We start from the raw sequence: 16,842 nt of genomic DNA, 5'->3' as shown, positions 1-16,842 counted from the left end.
AGGGAAGTTCAGCATTTATGTCGCCAAGCGTTTGTGTCAGGATGTCGCGCTCCGCCACATCCTGCAAACCTTCCAATTGAATTGTTCAGAGGCTCAATGATTTCGAACTGGCTGTCCGCCGCCCTCGCCCGCCGCAACATTCATTATGGCTGGGCGATGGTCGGCGTGACCTTCTTCACCGCGCTGATCTCGGCCGGCACCGTCGGCGCGCCCGGCGTCTTCATCGTGCCGCTGCAGAAAGAATTCGGCTGGAGCGCCGCCGAGATTTCCTCGGCGCTGTCGATCCGCTTCATCCTGTTCGGGCTGATGGCGCCGTTCGCAGCCGCGCTGCTGAACCGTTACGGCCTGCGCAATATGTCGCTGTTGTCGCTGACGATCGTGGCCTCCGCGCTGATTGCTTCGCTGTTCATGACACAGGTCTGGCACCTGATGCTGCTGTGGGGCGTCGTGATCGGCCTCGGCACCGGCATGACCGCGCTGGTGCTGGGCGCCACGATTTCGGCACGCTGGTTCGTGGCGCGGCGTGGCCTCGTTGTCGGCATTCTCACCGCCAGCGTAGCGACGGGCCAGCTCGTCTTCCTGCCGCTATTGGCAACGCTGACGGAGCATTACGGCTGGCGCAACGCGCTGGCGCTGATCTGCGTGATGCTGGCCGTCGCGGCCTTTGCCGTGGCGATGATCATGCGCGACCGCCCGAGCGATCTTGGTCTGCGGCCATACGGCGATACGGGCACCGAGCCGATCGTATCGCCGCCGCCGAGCAATGCGCCGATCATGGCCGCCGCGCTCGGCACCTTGCGCGACGCCTCGAAGACGAAAGTGTTCTGGATCCTGTTCGGCACCTTCTTCATCTGCGGCGCCAGCACCAACGGCTTGATCCAGGTGCATCTGATTCCGATGTGCTTCGATTACGGCATTCCGCAGGTCCAGGCCGCGAGCCTGCTCGCCGCGATGGGCATCTTCGACTTCGTCGGCACCATCGTGTCCGGCTGGCTCTCGGACCGTTACGACAATCGCTGGCTGCTGTTCTGGTATTACGGCCTGCGCGGCCTGTCGCTGCTGTTCTTGCCGTTTACGGATTTCTCGTTCTACGGCCTGTCGGTGTTTGCGATGTTCTATGGACTGGACTGGATCGCCACGGTGCCGCCGACGGTACGGCTGACCGCGCAACGGTTCGGGCCCGAGCGCGCCAACCTGGTGTTCGGCTGGATCTTTGCCGGCCATCAGCTGGGCGCCGGCATCGCCGCCTTCGGCGCTGGGCTATCGCGAACGATCTATGCAACGTACGTGCCCGCCTTCTTCGTTGCCGGTGCGCTCTGCATCGTCGCGGCGCTGATCACGCTGGCGATCGCGCGGCCGGCACCGAAGCCGGCGGTGGCGGTGGCCGCGGTCTAGCGCTTTTTGTTTTGACGCGTTTTCTTTACGCGAACCGGTATCCACTTCGCTTGAAAACGCTCTAGTAAGTGATGGTGCTGCGAACCCCCACCATCACCCCATCCTTGATGCGCTTTGTCTGCGTCGCATCGTTCGGATCGGGCGCGCCGCCACCGGGATGGGCGATGTACTGCACAACCGGCTGCAACAGAAAGCCAGGCCGCACTTCGTGCTGGTAGGTGATCTCCAGGATCGCCTCATAATCGCGGACCGGATACGGCGTGCCGGTAAATATCTGCGTGTCGCGGTCGAGCGCGCGGGCGCGATCGGAAATCCGAGCATAGGTCGCGGCGATGCCGAACCTGTCGTTCGGGCGCTGCGTGCTGAATCCGGTGAACAAAAAGCCGCCATCGATATAGGCGCTGACGAGGTTGCGGTCCGACGGGCTCATCGAGGCGCGCATGAAGAAGGCGACGCCCTTGTCGGAGCCCGGCGACGCGCGCATCAACAACTGCTCGTAGACCATGAACACGCCGGGATTCCGCCGTCGCCATGCGGTCTCGCCATTGCTGCTGGGATCGGCCAGCGAAAGGCCATCGGCGGAGAACCGCTGATCCGGAAACGACTTCATGTGGTACCAGCCGCCGCCGGTGATCGTCCCGGGAAGCCGGCTTTCACCAAGTTGAATTTTGTACTTGAGCTGGGCGATCCACCACGGCGGATCGCTGACGCGAAACAACAGCCCGTGGGGATTCTTGATTTGCGGATCTTCCGGCCCTGGCGGAGCCGAGTCGCCGTTAAACAGCGCGAAGTACGCCGTGAGTCGATCCGAGAGTTCGGCTTTCACCCTGATGCCCATCACCGAGAGCGGCGGCGACGGCCCGCCGCTCGGCAAATTGATCCCGGCATGGCCCGGCCAGCCCAGCGCCGAATTGACGAAGATGTCGTCATAGGAACTGTCGATGAACTCGATGTCGGACGCCTGCTGTCCGACGCGGACGGCGAGCTTGCCGCCGAGCAGCTTCTGCTCGACCCAGAATTCGTAGAGCCGCGTCGCCGGCAACGCCTCGACGCCGCTGACCAGCATCAGATTGCCGATATAGCTGCGCGACAGCCCGTCGCCGTGGATCTGGAACATGTTGGCGTGGAAGCTGGCACCGGTCCAACCCGCCACCTTCTCCAGATCGATGGTGGTACCGAGATCGAGCCGGCCGGTGTAGATCGCCCCCGTCCGCATTCCGCCAGTGATATTGGCGAGCCCTTCCCCGATATAGACCAGGCTGAACTGATAGCCGGCATCGGCCAGCAATTCCCGCGTGTCTTTTTTCGCTGCTGGATTCGTGTCGGCATACGCGACTGGTGCAAGTACAAGACAGGCCGCCGTCGCGAACAAGATAACGGCGCGGGAAAGAACGCTGAACATGGTATCGATCCCGCCGCCGCGTGCTTTATTTGAAGAAGCCTGAGCGGCGCATGGCGAGATAGGCCGCTCCGGCGACGCCAACCATGATCGCCGCGGCCCACAAAAATCCGGTTTCGGTGTCGGTGAGCGGCAGGCCTTTCGTGTTCATGCCGAAGATGCCGGTCACCAGCGTCGGAGGCAGCAGCATCGTCGTGACGATGGACAGCGTATGGAGGTGCCGGTTGCTTTCCTCCTCCATCTTGAAATGAATTTCTTCCTCCAGGAGGCGGCTGCGCTCGCGCAGCTCGACGATGTCGTGGTCGAGGCCATCGAGCCGCTGCGCCAGTTTTCCGGCCTGAAGCCGCAGCGCCGGGCTGAGATGTTCAACGCTCTTCTGCTCGAGCCGGTGGAACAGCACGCGCAAGCCCGCCAGCTGGCGGTGCAAGCGCACGCAGGTCCGCCGCGACCGGCCGAGCGCTGCGCGCATTTCCGATCTCGTCTCGCCTGCGAGAATCCGTTCCTCGATATTGTCGATCGCGGTGGCGATCTTGTCGGCCATGCGGTCCATGGTATCGGCGACCTCGTCGACGATCTTCTCCAGTAGTGCAGCGACGGTATCGACGCGATGACCGCTCTCCAGCACGCGGCGGGTGGCATCGACAGCGCAAAGCGCCTGATGCCGGCCACTGATGAGAAGGCGTTCGGTCATCGCGAAGCGAAGAAATCCGGTTTCTTCGGTCGCGGTGTCGATGGTGCGAACGAGATCGGAGAACACCCCGTAGACGCAATGGTCGGAGATGTGGAGTTGCTGATAATTGTCTTTCGACAGCAGCAGCTCGCGCGCCGGCAGTGGCACATCTACTCCCGCCAGCCACGACCGCGCCCGCGCATCGGTCAGGTTGAAATGCAGCCACAGCCGCCCGTCATGACTGAATTCGATCGGCCCGTTGGCTGGCAGTGGCTCAGCGCTGCCGTCGCTGTGCAGACGAAACGCCCACACCAGTCCCGGGATAGCCGAGGCGGCATCCGGGATAGCCAAAACGGCATCCGGGATAGCCGAGGCGGCATCCGGGATAGCCGAGGCGGCATCAGCTATCGGCATGCCGACACCTATTGCAGGCCCGGCCAAAATATCCATCGAAGACATCAGCAGCCCCCCGCCAAACCCTGCGCGGCGGCTCTAGGAGAACTCAGCCGCAACGGCCCTCGTGCATGCCAGGCGATTCAAGTGCGTTTTTGTTACAGTTTGATGTCACCGAGGAGATCGCTCGCGCCGCCTACTCCGCGGCGAGAGCGGTTACCGCCGCCTGTTCGACTTCCTTGTTGTAGTCGTGAACCACGCGGCCGAACGGCAACGTCAGGTCGGCCAAAAAATGATGGGCGCCGACCACCCGGCGCACCGGAAAATCCGCCACCGGCGCGTTGACGTGCGGCACCAGATGCAAGCGCCCCGGCCCGATCCATGAGCCCTTGACGACGATATCGGTGAGATTGATCGCAACGAGCTGGCAGATTTCGAGGCGGCCATCGACCCCCGGGATCATCTTGAGATTGATCTGCGTCTTCGACAGCGTCGCGCGTGTGATTTCGCCGTTGCCGGCCATGCTTTCGTGCTTGTAGCCCATGGTGCCCATCGCCACGAGCTGGCCGGCATATTCCAGCGTGCCGGTGAAAGTGTCCTTGACGATCTCGAGCTTGGGGTGGGCGTATTTCTTCGGAAAGCCCCAGATTTCGCGCCCCGCTGCGATCGGCGGATCGTCGTCGAGATACATCTGCGAGACGAAATTGACTTCCTCGCCATGCAGGCGCGCCGGGATGACAAGCCCGGATTCGGTGTAGCTGCCGAACCCGGAGCTGTCAGGCATCTTGATCCATTCATAGTGCACGATCGGCTGATCGACCGGCTCCAGCGGCTCGGGCAAGCCGGCGCGGATCAGTTCGGGATCGGTCTCATAGCTGATGACGAGAAATTCGCGGTTGACGAAACGATAGGGACCGGCGGGATAGCTTGGCCCTGCGGCCGGCATCGACGGAAACTTGAGCAAGTCTTCCCTGCGCATTGCAATCCCCCTGCTGAAAATCGTCCGGCCGATTGCTAGCGGCCGAAATTGACAGGGATGTGAGGGATTTCCTTCAGCGTCATGACCGCAAGTTTCGACCTCGATTTTTCAGGCGCTGGCAAATACGCGAGGCAAAAGCCGATCGATGCATTTGTCATCATCGCGTCACCAGCGCGCGGAATTGTCGGGCAGTTCTGGAGCAAATGAATATGGACGCGCGAACCCCACATCTCGAACAGACCATTCATGCGCGCGGCTGGCGGCCGGAGCGCTGCGACCGCGTCGCGCTGGTGCTGCAGGGCGGTGGCGCTCTCGGCGCCTATCAGGCCGGCGTCTATCAGGCCCTGCACGAGGCCCATATCGAGCCGGACTGGGTTTGCGGCGTGTCGATCGGCGCGATCAATTCGGCGATCATCGCCGGTAACCCGCCCGAGCGCCGGCTCGAACGCCTGCAGATTTTCTGGGACCGCATCACCAGCCGCAAGATCTGGCACTACACGCCGGACGGCGACATCTATCGCAAGGCACGCAATTTCGCGAGTTCGTTCATGACGACGACGCTGGGCCAGCCCGGCTTCTTCACGCCGCATATGACCAATCCGTGGCTCAGCGCCACCGGCGCCCGGACCGCCACGAGCTATTACGACACCGAGCCGCTGCGCCAGACGCTACTTGAGCTCGTCGATTTCGACATGATCAATGACAAGCGGATCCGGTTTGCGGTCGGCGCCGTCAACGTGCTGTCAGGCAATTTCATCTATTTCGACAACGCCCATGACGAGATCATTCCCGAGCACATCATGGCGAGCGGCGCGCTGCCGCCTGCGCTGCCAATGGTGAAGGTCGGCACCGATCACTTCTGGGACGGCGGCATCGTCTCGAACACGCCGCTGCAGCATCTGCTCGACCAGGAAGACAGCCTCAATTCGCTGGTGTTCCAGGTCGACCTGTTCAGCGCCCGCGGAGCCTTGCCGCGCGACATCCAGGACGTGATGGCCCGGCACAAGGACATCATGTATTCCTCGCGCACGCGCCACAACACCGACGTCTACCGCAAGACGCACAATCTGAAAGCGCGGCTGCACAAGGCGTTGTCGAGAATTCCCGACGACCAGCTGTCCGACGAAGAGCGTCAGATCAAGGCCAGCATCGGCAATCTGCCCGAGATCGCGATCCTGCAACTGATCTACCAGCAGAAGGCCTATGAAGGCGACGCCAAGGACCACGAATTCTCGGGCACGTCGATGCGCGAGCACTGGATGAGCGGCCACGAGGACACCAAGCGCACGCTGAAACGCCGCGACTGGATCCGGATGCCCGACGAAGGCATGGGCATTGTGATCCATGATGTGCATCGGGAGAGCGAGGTGTAGGATTTGGCTACGCGGGGACTCCTCATCCTGAGGAGCGGCCCCTTGGCCGCGTCTCGAAGGATGGCGGCATAACCGGGGCCTCATGGTTCGAGACGGCGCAAGAGCGCCTCCTCACCATGAGGAGCAAACACTTACGGCCTGATCGCCATGTTCGTTGCCGGCCCCGTCGTGAGGACCCGTTCGGCCAGCCGCGCGAATTCGCACAGCAGCGAGCGCGTCTTGCGGGGATCGATCACTTCCTCGACCCAGAATTTTTCGGCCGAGCGGAACGGCGAGCGCAGCTTGTTGAGACGGTCCTCGATCTCTTTCAGCTTTGCGGCCGGGTCTTCCGCCGCATCGATGTCGGCGCGATAGGCGGCCTCGATGCCGCCCTCGAGCGGCAGCGAGCCCCAATAGGCCGACGGCCAGGCGTAACGCATCGAATAGCGGTTGGCCGGCTGATGCACGACGCCGGCGACGCCGAAGGCGTTGCGCACGATGATGGTGCACCAAGGCACGGTGCTCTGGTTGACAGCCGCCATTGCGCGCACGCCGTGCCGGATGGTCGCCGACTTCTCGGCCTCGAGCCCGATCATGAAGCCCGGGCAGTCCATCAGATAGACCACCGGCAGATGGAAGGTTTCGGCAAAGTCGACCCAGCGCACCACCTTCTGGCAGGCTTCCGCGGTCCACGATCCACCGTAGTGGAAGGGGTCGCTGGCGAGCAGCAGCACCGCGCGGCCTTCGAAGCGCGCGAGGCCCGTGATGATCGGGCGGCCGAAATTGGCGTTGACCTCGAAGAACGAGCCCTTGTCGACGACGGCGTCGATGATCGGGCGCATCTTGTAGACTTGGCGGCGATTGCGCGGCACGGCCTTCATCAGTGCTTCCTCGACCCGCTCCGGATCGTCGGTGCAGGGCGTGGTCGGCGACAGCTCGTAGACCGATGACGGCAGATAGGACAGGAAGCGCCGGGCGCGCTCGAACGCCTCTTCCTCGGTATCGACGGCATCGTCCACACCGCCGGCGCGGGTCTGGATGTCGGCGCCGCCCAGTTCCTGCTTTGTCAGATCTTGGCCGAGCCGTTTCACCACCGGAGGCCCGGCGACGAACATCGCCGAATTCCTGGTCATGACGGAATAATGGCTCGCCGCCAGCCGTGCGGCGCCGAGGCCCGCGACCGAGCCGAGGCCGAGCGCCACCACCGGCACGCGCGCCATGTTCGCCGTCGTGAACCAGTACCAGCGCGTGCCGCCGACACCGCCCGGCAGGTTGGCGGCCCCTCGCGTCTCGATCGTCTTCACCGAGCCGCCGCCGCCCGAACCTTCGATCACGCGGATGATCGGCAGGCGGAAATCATGCGCCATCTCCTCGGCCATCAACGGCTTGGCGGAGATCGAAGCGTCGGCCGAGCCGCCGCGCACGGTGAAATCGTCGCCGACGACGACCACCGGACGGCCTTCGACCTTGGCCCGGCCGAACACGCAGTTCGCCGGCGTCAGGTGCTTGAGTTCGCTGTTCTCGTCATATTCGGCGATGCCGGAGATGGCGCCGATTTCGTGGAAGGACTTCTGGTCAACGATCTTGTCGATGCGCTCCCGAACGGTGAGCCGGCCCTGGTCATGCTGACGCTTGACCTTGTCAACGCCTCCCATCTCCCGCGCGAACGCTTCGCGCCGGGCGAGGTCGTCGAGTTCCGGCTTCCAGTTCATTCGTATCCTCCGCCTTGATGATTTTATTCTTGTTATGCACTGACACCGGAAGCGCTTTTCTTTCCAGCCGGTTGGTGAAGATGTCGCCGTCGGCGCCTTCGAGCAGACCGCCGAGCGCAGCCCCCAGTTCGACCATGACAGGCGCCACGTCGCGGTGTACCCGCTTTTCATCGAACATCGCGGACAACAGACCAATCGTCGCCACGACATAGGTTTGATATTGCGGCGACCACAGCGGCACCGCGCAACCGTTGATGTGCGGGCTCCAGGTGCCGCAGGCCACGACATAGCCGTGTTCGCGCAGATGTCGGCGATTGTCCTCGATGCGCGACTTCAGCATCCGCGCGCTATCCGGCATCTCGCGCTCCATTTCCACGATCAGCGCATCGCCGACATCGTCGTCGAGCGCCGCGGTGTAGGCGTGGCCCGCCGCCGTGCTCGCCATCGCAATCCGGCTGCCGGTGGTCTCGTGCAGGCCAAGCGCATTCGCGGCGCGGGCGAACTCGAGATAGACCAACTGAAAGCGATCGGGAATCACGAAACCGACGGTGCCCGGCAATTGCTCGGCGACATCCTGCAACCGCAACCGGATCAGGTTGCGCAGCTGCAATCCCTTCATCATCGAGGTGCTCATCGCCACCGCGCTCGGGCCGATGCGATACTTCTGGTCGCGCGGCAGATAGACCAGCTGGCCCATCCGCGTCAGCGTGTGCGTCAACCGCGACACCGTCGATCGCGGCAACCCGCAGCGATTGGAAATTTCGAGATTGCCGAGCCGGGCTTCGTGACCCTCGAAGCAGCGCAGGACATCGAACGCCCGCGACACTACCTGAATCACATCGCCCTCGCCCGCCAGATCGCTGGCAAGCATTCCCTGTTTGCTAAGCCGCTCCGAGCGTCTTCCCATATTTTTTGGCTCCGTTCCGCCCTGCGGAATAAAATTCCACTTGCAGATCAAGCTACCTCAGGCAATCTGCGGCCACAACAAAAAGCCGTTCGCGGGACGAAATTGTCACGTCACACGGTCCCGGAGGGTGGCATGCCAGAGATCAAGATTGTGACTGAAGTCGCCGGACGCGTGTGCGCGCTGGCCGCAGAAGCCGGAGCGAGTATCGGTGACGGCGACGAGATTGCATTCGTCGAAGCGATGAAAATGGAAATCCCGGTAACCTCGACAATTACCGGGAAAATCAAGGCAATTCTGGTCAAACTCGACGACGTGATCGCTGAAGGACAGGTGGTCGCGATCGTCGAAGCCTAGCCATTTTGCGTCATACTTTTGATGCGTGACGATCTGTCCGCCAGTGCGACTGGCATAATGGTGGACGTGAACGTGCTCGGACGTTGCCATCGCAATGCTGCGATGACATCATCCCAATCAGAAAAAGTTTCATCTAGCGAAACAATTTGGGGGAAACATGAACCGTCGACTTTCGAACTTTGCGCCTGCCGCACTCGCAGGCATCTCGCTCATGGCGTTTGCGCCGGCGCTGGCCCAGGACGTCAAGCTGCCGCCGACCATGACGTTCACCGCCTATGACACCGGTACCGCCGGATTCAACATTGCGGTCGCCGTCGGCAAGATGATGAAGGACAAATACGGCACCGACCTGCGGGTCCTCCCCGCAGGCAATGACGTGGCGCGCCTCGCGCCCTTGCGCGCCGGCCGCGCGGCGTCGTCTGCGATGGGATCAGGCAGCTACTTCGCGCAGGAAGGCGTGTTTGAGTTCGGCGCCAAGGAATGGGGCCCGCAGGCCTTGCAACTGGTGCTGTCGTCGGTTGACTGCAACGGCGCTTCGCTCGGCGTGGCAAAGGACACCGGAGTGAAAGAGGTCAAGGATCTCAAGGGCAAGCGCGTCGGGTTTGTCGTTGGCTCGCCTGCGCTCAACCAGAACTCACTAGCGATCCTCGCGTTCGGCGACCTCAAGCAGAGCGACGTCAAGGCGGTGGAATTCTCCAGCTATGGCGCGATGTGGAAGGGCTTGATCAACAACGACGTCGACGCCGCCTTCGCGACCACCATCACCGGACCGGCAAAGGAAGCCGAGACGTCGCCGCGCGGCATCGTCTGGCCGCCGCTCCCGCACAGCGACAATGCCGGCTGGGAACGGGTTCAGAAGGTCGGGTCCTTCTTCTTCCGCCATGTCGCCACCTGCGGCGCCGGCATTTCCAAGGATAAGCCGATCGAACTCGGAAATTATCCGTACCCGATCTTTGTCACCTACGGCACGCAACCGGCCGACCAGGTCTACGCGATCGCCAAGGCAATGATCACGGGCTACGACCTCTACAAGGATGCCGCCGCCGGCGCGGCCGGCCTTGCGGCCGACCGTCAGACCAAGAAATGGGCGGTGCCCGTTCATCCCGGCGCGGTGAAGGCGCTGAAGGAAGCCGGCCAATGGAGCGACGACCAGGAGACGCACAACAATGCGCTGATCAAGCGGCAGGCCGTTCTGGCCGCGGCGTGGGCCGACTACGGCAAATCCAGCCCGCCGTCGGATGAAAAGGCATTCCTGGATGGCTGGATGAAGGCCCGCGCAGCCGCGCTTGCCAAAGCCAGCATGCCGAACGGCTTCGAATAACCACCGTCTTTCCGATTGAAGGCGAACACCATACTGGGGATCAATGATGTCACCTTCTGCAGCCAATGGCGCAGCAGTCGCTGCGCCCAAGAGAATCGAATTCGACGATCCCCATGCCGCCGGCATCGGAAATTTGCAAGAAGCGGAAGTCTCGCGCGTGCGTGTGTTGCGCGGGGCATGGCGCTGGGCACTGATCGTCGCCACTGCGGTGACGATCCTGCTGTGCATCAACCAGCAATTCACGCTGCGGTTTTTCATCGGATACACCCAACTCAATACCGAATATTTCTACCTGCTGATCGCGTTGATGTTGCCGTTCACGTTCCTGATCTTTCCAAGTTCGGAGCGCTCTCCGCTCGAGCGTATCCCGTGGTACGACATCCTGCTCTTCGTACTGACCTTCGCTGCCTCCATCGTGCTGATGCGCAGCGTCCGCAAGGCAGCGGAGGCCGGCTGGGAATTCGGCGGCGCTCCGAACAGCGTTATCGTTGCCGGACTCGTGATGTGGATCATGCTGATGGAAGCCCTGCGCCGCACCGGCGGCTGGAGCCTTCTGCTGAGCGTATTGCCGTTCACAGTCTATCCGCTGTTCGCGGACGCCAAATGGCTTGGCCCGTTCCGGGGCACGCAGTCGACGCTCGAACAGGCGACGTCCTACCACGTGCTCTCGGGTGAGAGCCTGCTCGGGATTCCGATTCAGGCATTCGCCGATACCGTGATCGGCTTTTTGGTGTTCGGCACCGCGCTGATGATGACCGGCGCCGGCAAGTTCTTCATCAACCTGTCGTTCGCGATGTGCGGAACCTTTCGCGGCGGCGCCGCGAAGGTCTGCATCTTCGCCAGCGGCCTGCTCGGCATGATGTCCGGCTCGATCATTTCCAACGTGCTGACCGCCGGCACCATGACCATCCCGGTGATGAAGAAGAGCGGCTTTCGCGCCTCCTATGCCGCCGCGATCGAAGCCTGCGCCTCGACCGGCGCGGTGCTGGCGCCGCCGGTAATGGGCGCGACCGCCTTCGTGATCGCCCAATTCCTCAACGTCAGCTATGCCGAAGTCGCGGTCGCCGCGATCATTCCGGCGGTGCTGTACTATGCCGGCCTGTTCATGCAGGTGGACTCCTATGCCGCCCGGCACGGCCTGAAAGGCATTCCGCGCTCGGAATTGCCGAAGGTCATGGATACGATCAAAGACGGCTGGTACTACGTCTTCGTCATCGCGCTGCTGATCGTGATGCTGTTGTATTTCAAACGCGAGAGCCACGCGCCGTTCTATGCGACCGCACTGCTTCTTGTTCTGAACCAGCTGTTCTCCAAGGAAACCCGCTGGACGCTGTCCACGATCAACAAGTTCCTTGAGGTCAACGGACGCACCTTCGTCGAGCTGGTCGGCATCCTCGCCGGCTGCGGGCTCCTGATCGGCGCGTTCTCGATGACCGGCGTGGTCTCCAGCCTCGCCAACGACCTGCTGCGGATCGCCGGCGATAATGCCTTCCTGCTGCTCGGCATGTGCGCCTTCACCAGCCTCGTTCTCGGGCTCGGGCTGACGACCACGGCCTGCTATATCTTCCTCGCGATCCTGGTGGCGCCGGCGTTGGAAAAAGTCGGCCTCAACAAGATGGCCGTGCACATGTTCATCTTCTATTGGGGCATGTTGTCGTCGATCACGCCGCCGGTGGCCATCGCCTCCTTTGCCGCGGCCGGCATTGCCGGCTCACCGGCGATGAAAACGGGCTGGGAATCGATGTGGGTCGGGAGCATCATCTATTTCATTCCGTTCTTCTTCGTGATGAACCCCGCGCTGGTGTTGCAGGGCGCCAACCCGTATCTCGAAGGGCTCGGGCTGATGGCGCTGGCAGGCGTCGGCACGCTGTTCATCTGCGGCGGCATTCAGGGCTATCAGGCCTTCGTCGGCGATCTCAGGGGCGCCGGCGCTCTGGAATGGCCGTTGCGGGTGCTGCTGGTGATCGGCGGCTTTGTGCTCGCGACCCCCGGTGGCGGCATTAATCCGCTATCGCAGATCCAGGTCACATCGCTCGGCCTCGCGATCCTGACGCCGACGGTGCTGGCGGCGCTGTTTTTGATCCGCCGCCAAACTATGGCGCCGAACCAGTTGCGCGCCCCGTGATTGCGCGGCAAAACGGTAGGCGATGACAGTATCGCCCACCGGTGCCCTAGCCTGGACCAGTTCGAAACCGCCTTTGCTGCGGTTTCTCGACGGCTGCCATGCAGAGTACCTGCCCGAGACCAGCGGGGCGGTCGCCGACTACATCCCAGAGCTCGGCAAGGCCGACCCTGCCCATTTTGGCATCAGCCTCGCGACCCTCGACGGCCATGTCTACGAGGTCGGCGATACGCAGGTCCCCTTCACCATCCAGTCGATGTCAAAGCCCTTTGTGTTCGCGCTGGCGCTGGACACGCTGGGCGCCGCGCGCGTGGAGAGCGTGATCGGCGTCGAGCCCTCGGGCGATCCCTTCAACTCGATCCGCCTCAACGCCGAGAACCACCCGTTCAATCCGATGGTCAATGCCGGCGCCATCGCCTGCTCCGGGCTGATCTATGAGGCCAAGGGCGACGGCGCGTTCGAGTACATCCGCCAGGCCTTGGGCCGCTTCGCCGGCCGCGAGCTTGGCGTCGACGACGCCGTATATTCGTCCGAGAGCCAGACCGGCGACCGCAACCGGGCGATCGGCTATCTCCTGCGTACCAACGCGGTCATCAGAGACAATGTCAGCTCGGTGCTGGAGGTCTATTTCCGGCAATGCGCGATTTTGGTCAACGCGCGCGACATCGCCGTGATGGCGGCAACACTGGCTAATCGCGGCATCAATCCGGTGACCGGCGAGCAGGTGATGACGCCTTACGCGATATCGCGGACGCTGTCGGTCATGACCAGTTCCGGCATGTATGATTACGCCGGCGAATGGATCTACCGCGTCGGCATCCCCGCCAAGAGCGGCGTCGGCGGCGGCATCCTCGCCGCATTGCCGGCGCGGATCGGGCTCGGCAGCTATTCGCCCAAACTCGACAAGCACGGCAACAGCGTGCGCGGCATCAAGGTCTGCGAGGCGCTGTCGGCGCATTACGACCTGCACATGCTCAACCGCAGCGACAACGCGCGCAACGCCATCATTGCCGATTACGATATCGGCGAAAATCCGTCACGGCGCAGCCGCCGCCCGCACGAGCAAACCATCCTCGCCGCGCACTATCAGGACGTCCGCGTCATCGAACTGATGGGCACGCTGTCGCTATCGAATGTCGATTATATTGCGCGCCGGCTCGTGGCCAAGCCGCGCCCGCAATTCGTCATCTTTGATTTTCGCCGGGTCACGTCGATGACCCCGGCGGGCGCCCGGCTGCTCGCCGAGGAGTTTCGCGAGCTGGCGGCCTACCAGGTCACCGTCATCGTGTCCGGCATCAAGCGGGCCGACGCCGAATGGCAGCCGATCGCGGAGCGGACCGGCAGCCTGCCGAACATGCGGTACTATTTCCTGCTCGATGCCGCGATCGAATGGGCGGAAGACCAGGTGGTGTTTCGCCATGGTGGCTCGATCGATTTTTTCGAGACGACGGAACTGTCCGAACAGCCGCTGCTGGCGGGATTGACGGACGAGGAACTGACCGATCTGAGCTCGCTCTGCACCATCAGGACCTATCAGCCCGGCGAAAAGATCATCGCGTCAGGCGATCTCGCCACCTCGCTGTTTTTCCTCAGGAGCGGTGTGGTTCACGTCACCCTGCCCGACGGCATCCGGCTGGCGACGCTGACGGCGGGAATGCCTTACGGCGAGATGGCCCTGCTGGAACAGCGCCGCTCCGCCGATGTGCTGGCCGATATGTCGGCGACCGCCTTCGAGGTCCCGCTCCGCGATTTCGAACGTTTTCGCGCGCAGCATCCCCGCGCCGGCGAGCGGATCATGCGCAACCTCGCGCAACTGCTCGCCGACCGCCTGATCCTCGCCAACGCCAAGGTGAATTTGCTGACGAGTTAGGGCTGAGGACTTGAGACTTAAGTCTTGCCCCGCCCGCTTTTCTCCGCGGCCCGCCGCAATGCTTCGGCGAGCGCACCGCCGCCGCCCGATTCCTGGGCCTTGCGCGGCGCTGACGACGTCATCGATGCCTTCGAGTATTCGCGCATCTTGGTGTCCGAGAGCTTGGGGCCCTTGTCGCCGACCTCGTCGTCGAGCCGCAGCGTCAGCGCGATGCGCTTGCGGGCGACCTCGACCTCCAGCACTTTCACCTTGACGATGTCGCCGGGCTTCACCACCTCGCGCGGATCCTTGATGAAGGTCTTTGACATCGCCGAGATGTGCACCAATCCATCCTGGTGCACGCCGATATCGACGAAAGCGCCGAACGCCGCGACGTTGGTCACGGTGCCCTCGAGGATCATGCCGCGCTTGAGATCCTTGATCTCCTCGACGCCCTCCTTGAACACCGCCGCCTTGAACGCCGGGCGCGGATCGCGGCCGGGCTTTTCGAGCTCGCGCAGGATGTCGGTCACCGTCGGCAGACCGAACGTGTCGTCGACGAAATTCTGCGGCTTCAACTGGCGCACGATCTCGGCATTGCCGATCAGCGCCTTGATGTCGCTCTTGGTCGCGGTCAGAATCTTGCGCACCACCGGATAGGCTTCCGGATGCACGCCGGAGGCATCGAGCGGATCCTCGCCGCCCTGGATGCGCAGGAAGCCGGCACACTGCTCGAACGCCTTCGGGCCGAGCCGCGGCACTTCCTTCAGCCCCTTGCGCGACTTGAACGGGCCATTGGCGTCGCGGTGCTGCACGATGCTTTGCGCCAGACCCGCGCCGATGCCCGACACCCGCGCCAGCAGCGGCGCGGACGCCGTGTTGGCGTCGACGCCGACCGCGTTGACGCAGTCCTCGACCACGGCATCGAGCGAACGCGCCAGCTTGGATTCGCCGAGATCGTGCTGGTATTGCCCGACGCCGATCGCCTTGGGGTCGATTTTCACCAGCTCAGCCAGCGGATCCTGCAGCCGCCGCGCAATTGAGACCGCGCCGCGCAGGGTGACGTCGAGTTCCGGCAGTTCCTCGGACGCAAAGGCCGAGGCCGAATAGACGGAAGCCCCCGCCTCCGACACCACGATCTTCGACATGTTCAGATCCGGCAGCAACTTGACCAGCTCGGTCGCGAGCTTGTCGGTCTCGCGCGAGGCGGTGCCGTTGCCGATCGCGATCAGATCGACGCGGTGCGCAACCGCCAGCTTGCCTAGCGTCGCCAGCGCCGCGTCCCACTGCCGCTGCGGTTCATGCGGATAGACGGCCGTGGTCGCCACCACCTTGCCGGTGGCATCGACGATCGCGACCTTGACGCCGGAGCGGAAGCCGGGATCGAGCCCCATGGTGACGCGCGCGCCTGCGGGCGCCGCCAGCAACAAATCGCGCAAATTGGAGGCGAACACCCGCACGCCTTCGGTTTCGGCCGTGGTCCACAGCCGCATCCGCAGGTCGATGTTGAGATGCACCTGGATCTTGGTGCGCCACGCCCAGCGTGCGGTTTCGACCAGCCAGCGGTCGCCGGGGCGGCCCTGGTCGGAAATCAGGAAGCGCTGCATGATCTTCAGTTCATAGGCGCTCGGCACGTTGGCGACCGGAACCTGCGCGTCGGGCAGGATCTGCAGCTCGAGGATTTCCTCCTTCTCGCCGCGGAACAGCGCGAGGATGCGGTGCGACGGCAGCTTGTGGAGCGCGCCATTGTATTCGAAATAGTCCTTGAACTTCTCGCCTTCGAGCTTTTTCCCCTTGCGCACGGTCGAGGTCATTACCCCATTCGACCACATTTCCTCGCGCAGCTTGCCGATCAAGTCGGCGTCCTCGGCGAACCGTTCCACCAAAATCGCGCGCGCCCCCTCCAGCGCCGCCGCGACATCGGCCACCTGCTTTTCAGCATCGACGAAACTGGCCGCCACCACCTGCGGATCGTTTTGCGGCTGTGTCAGCAGCAGTTCGGATAGCGGCTCAAGCCCGGCTTCCCTGGCAATCTCCGCCTTGGTGCGACGCTTCGGCTTGAACGGCAGATAGATGTCTTCCAGCCGCCCCTTGCTGTCGGCGGCCATGATCGCGGCTTCCAGTGCGGCATCGAGCTTGCCCTGCTCGCGGACCGAATTGAGGATCGCGACGCGGCGCTCTTCAAGCTCACGCAGATAGGTCAGGCGCTCTTCCAGGGTGCGCAATTGGGCGTCATCGAGCCCGCCTGTGATTTCCTTGCGGTAGCGCGCCACGAACGGGACCGTGGCGCCACCGTCGAGCAACGTGACCGTGGCCTCGATCTGCTGCTCGCGAACGCCAAGCTCTTCTGCGATCTGTCGATTGATGTTTGCCACGCAACCTCTTTCCA

Annotated in this window: 12 protein-coding genes; 6 read left to right on the top strand and 6 right to left on the bottom strand. The window is 63.1% G+C overall.

The window, feature by feature from the left end; genetic code table 11:
* Positions 1 to 96 precede the first annotated feature (96 nt).
* Positions 97 to 1,395, top strand: coding sequence for an MFS transporter (locus tag JQ641_RS03575; RefSeq protein WP_211994461.1), 1,299 nt, complete (start codon positions 97 to 99; stop codon positions 1,393 to 1,395).
* 61 nt (positions 1,396 to 1,456) lie between these two features.
* On the opposite strand, the gene JQ641_RS03570 is transcribed toward JQ641_RS03575, so the two are convergent.
* From JQ641_RS03570 to JQ641_RS03560, 3 genes are all read right to left on the bottom strand, one after another.
* Entirely contained in the window at positions 1,457 to 2,797 is a 1,341-nt protein-coding gene (locus tag JQ641_RS03570) for a carbohydrate porin (protein ID WP_211994460.1), read from the bottom strand.
* Positions 2,798 to 2,822: 25 nt separating this feature from the next.
* Positions 2,823 to 3,878, bottom strand: a complete 1,056-nt coding sequence (locus JQ641_RS03565; protein WP_211994688.1) for a transporter — start codon at positions 3,876 to 3,878, stop codon at positions 2,823 to 2,825.
* 175 nt (positions 3,879 to 4,053) lie between these two features.
* Positions 4,054 to 4,836, bottom strand: a complete 783-nt coding sequence (locus JQ641_RS03560) for an acetoacetate decarboxylase (RefSeq protein ID WP_211994459.1) — start codon at positions 4,834 to 4,836, stop codon at positions 4,054 to 4,056.
* A 209-nt stretch (positions 4,837 to 5,045) separates the two neighbouring features.
* Here JQ641_RS03560 and JQ641_RS03555 point away from each other — a divergent pair, with 209 nt between their 5' ends.
* Positions 5,046 to 6,209, top strand: a complete 1,164-nt coding sequence (locus tag JQ641_RS03555; protein ID WP_211994458.1) for a patatin-like phospholipase family protein — start codon at positions 5,046 to 5,048, stop codon at positions 6,207 to 6,209.
* A 131-nt stretch (positions 6,210 to 6,340) separates the two neighbouring features.
* Here the strand turns inward: JQ641_RS03555 and JQ641_RS03550 are convergent, their stop codons facing one another.
* Both JQ641_RS03550 and JQ641_RS03545 read right to left on the bottom strand, forming a co-directional pair.
* Positions 6,341 to 7,900 carry an acyl-CoA carboxylase subunit beta gene (locus JQ641_RS03550; protein WP_211994457.1) on the bottom strand — a complete coding sequence of 520 codons (1,560 nt, stop codon included), beginning with the start codon at positions 7,898 to 7,900 and terminating at the stop codon, positions 6,341 to 6,343.
* Positions 7,830 to 8,807 carry an IclR family transcriptional regulator gene (locus JQ641_RS03545; RefSeq protein WP_211994456.1) on the bottom strand — a complete coding sequence of 326 codons (978 nt, stop codon included), beginning with the start codon at positions 8,805 to 8,807 and terminating at the stop codon, positions 7,830 to 7,832. The genes JQ641_RS03550 and JQ641_RS03545 overlap by 71 nt, the downstream gene beginning before the upstream one ends.
* 132 nt (positions 8,808 to 8,939) lie before the next feature.
* Here JQ641_RS03545 and JQ641_RS03540 point away from each other — a divergent pair, with 132 nt between their 5' ends.
* From JQ641_RS03540 to glsA, 4 genes are all read left to right on the top strand, one after another.
* A complete protein-coding gene (locus JQ641_RS03540) occupies positions 8,940 to 9,161 on the top strand; it encodes an acyl-CoA carboxylase biotin carboxyl carrier protein subunit (RefSeq protein ID WP_211994455.1) in 222 nt (73 codons plus the stop codon).
* A gap of 157 nt (positions 9,162 to 9,318) precedes the next feature.
* Positions 9,319 to 10,482 carry a TAXI family TRAP transporter solute-binding subunit gene (locus JQ641_RS03535; RefSeq protein ID WP_211994454.1) on the top strand — a complete coding sequence of 388 codons (1,164 nt, stop codon included), beginning with the start codon at positions 9,319 to 9,321 and terminating at the stop codon, positions 10,480 to 10,482.
* A 46-nt stretch (positions 10,483 to 10,528) separates the two neighbouring features.
* Complete coding sequence (locus tag JQ641_RS03530) at positions 10,529 to 12,607, top strand: TRAP transporter permease (protein ID WP_211994453.1); 2,079 nt, start codon at positions 10,529 to 10,531, stop codon at positions 12,605 to 12,607.
* Positions 12,608 to 12,629: 22 nt separating this feature from the next.
* Entirely contained in the window at positions 12,630 to 14,474 is a 1,845-nt protein-coding gene (gene glsA / locus JQ641_RS03525) for a glutaminase A (RefSeq protein WP_211994452.1), read from the top strand.
* A 17-nt stretch (positions 14,475 to 14,491) separates the two neighbouring features.
* Here glsA and JQ641_RS03520 read toward each other — a convergent pair whose 3' ends face one another.
* Complete coding sequence (locus JQ641_RS03520; RefSeq protein ID WP_211994451.1) at positions 14,492 to 16,828, bottom strand: Tex family protein; 2,337 nt, start codon at positions 16,826 to 16,828, stop codon at positions 14,492 to 14,494.
* Positions 16,829 to 16,842 lie beyond the last annotated feature (14 nt).

It is taken from the genome of Bradyrhizobium sp. JYMT SZCCT0180, assembly GCF_018130165.1.
Taxonomy (GTDB): Bacteria; Pseudomonadota; Alphaproteobacteria; order Rhizobiales; family Xanthobacteraceae; genus Bradyrhizobium.
The sequence above is the reverse complement of the archived record's forward strand: the minus strand, read 5'-3'. Positions and strand labels throughout refer to the sequence as shown.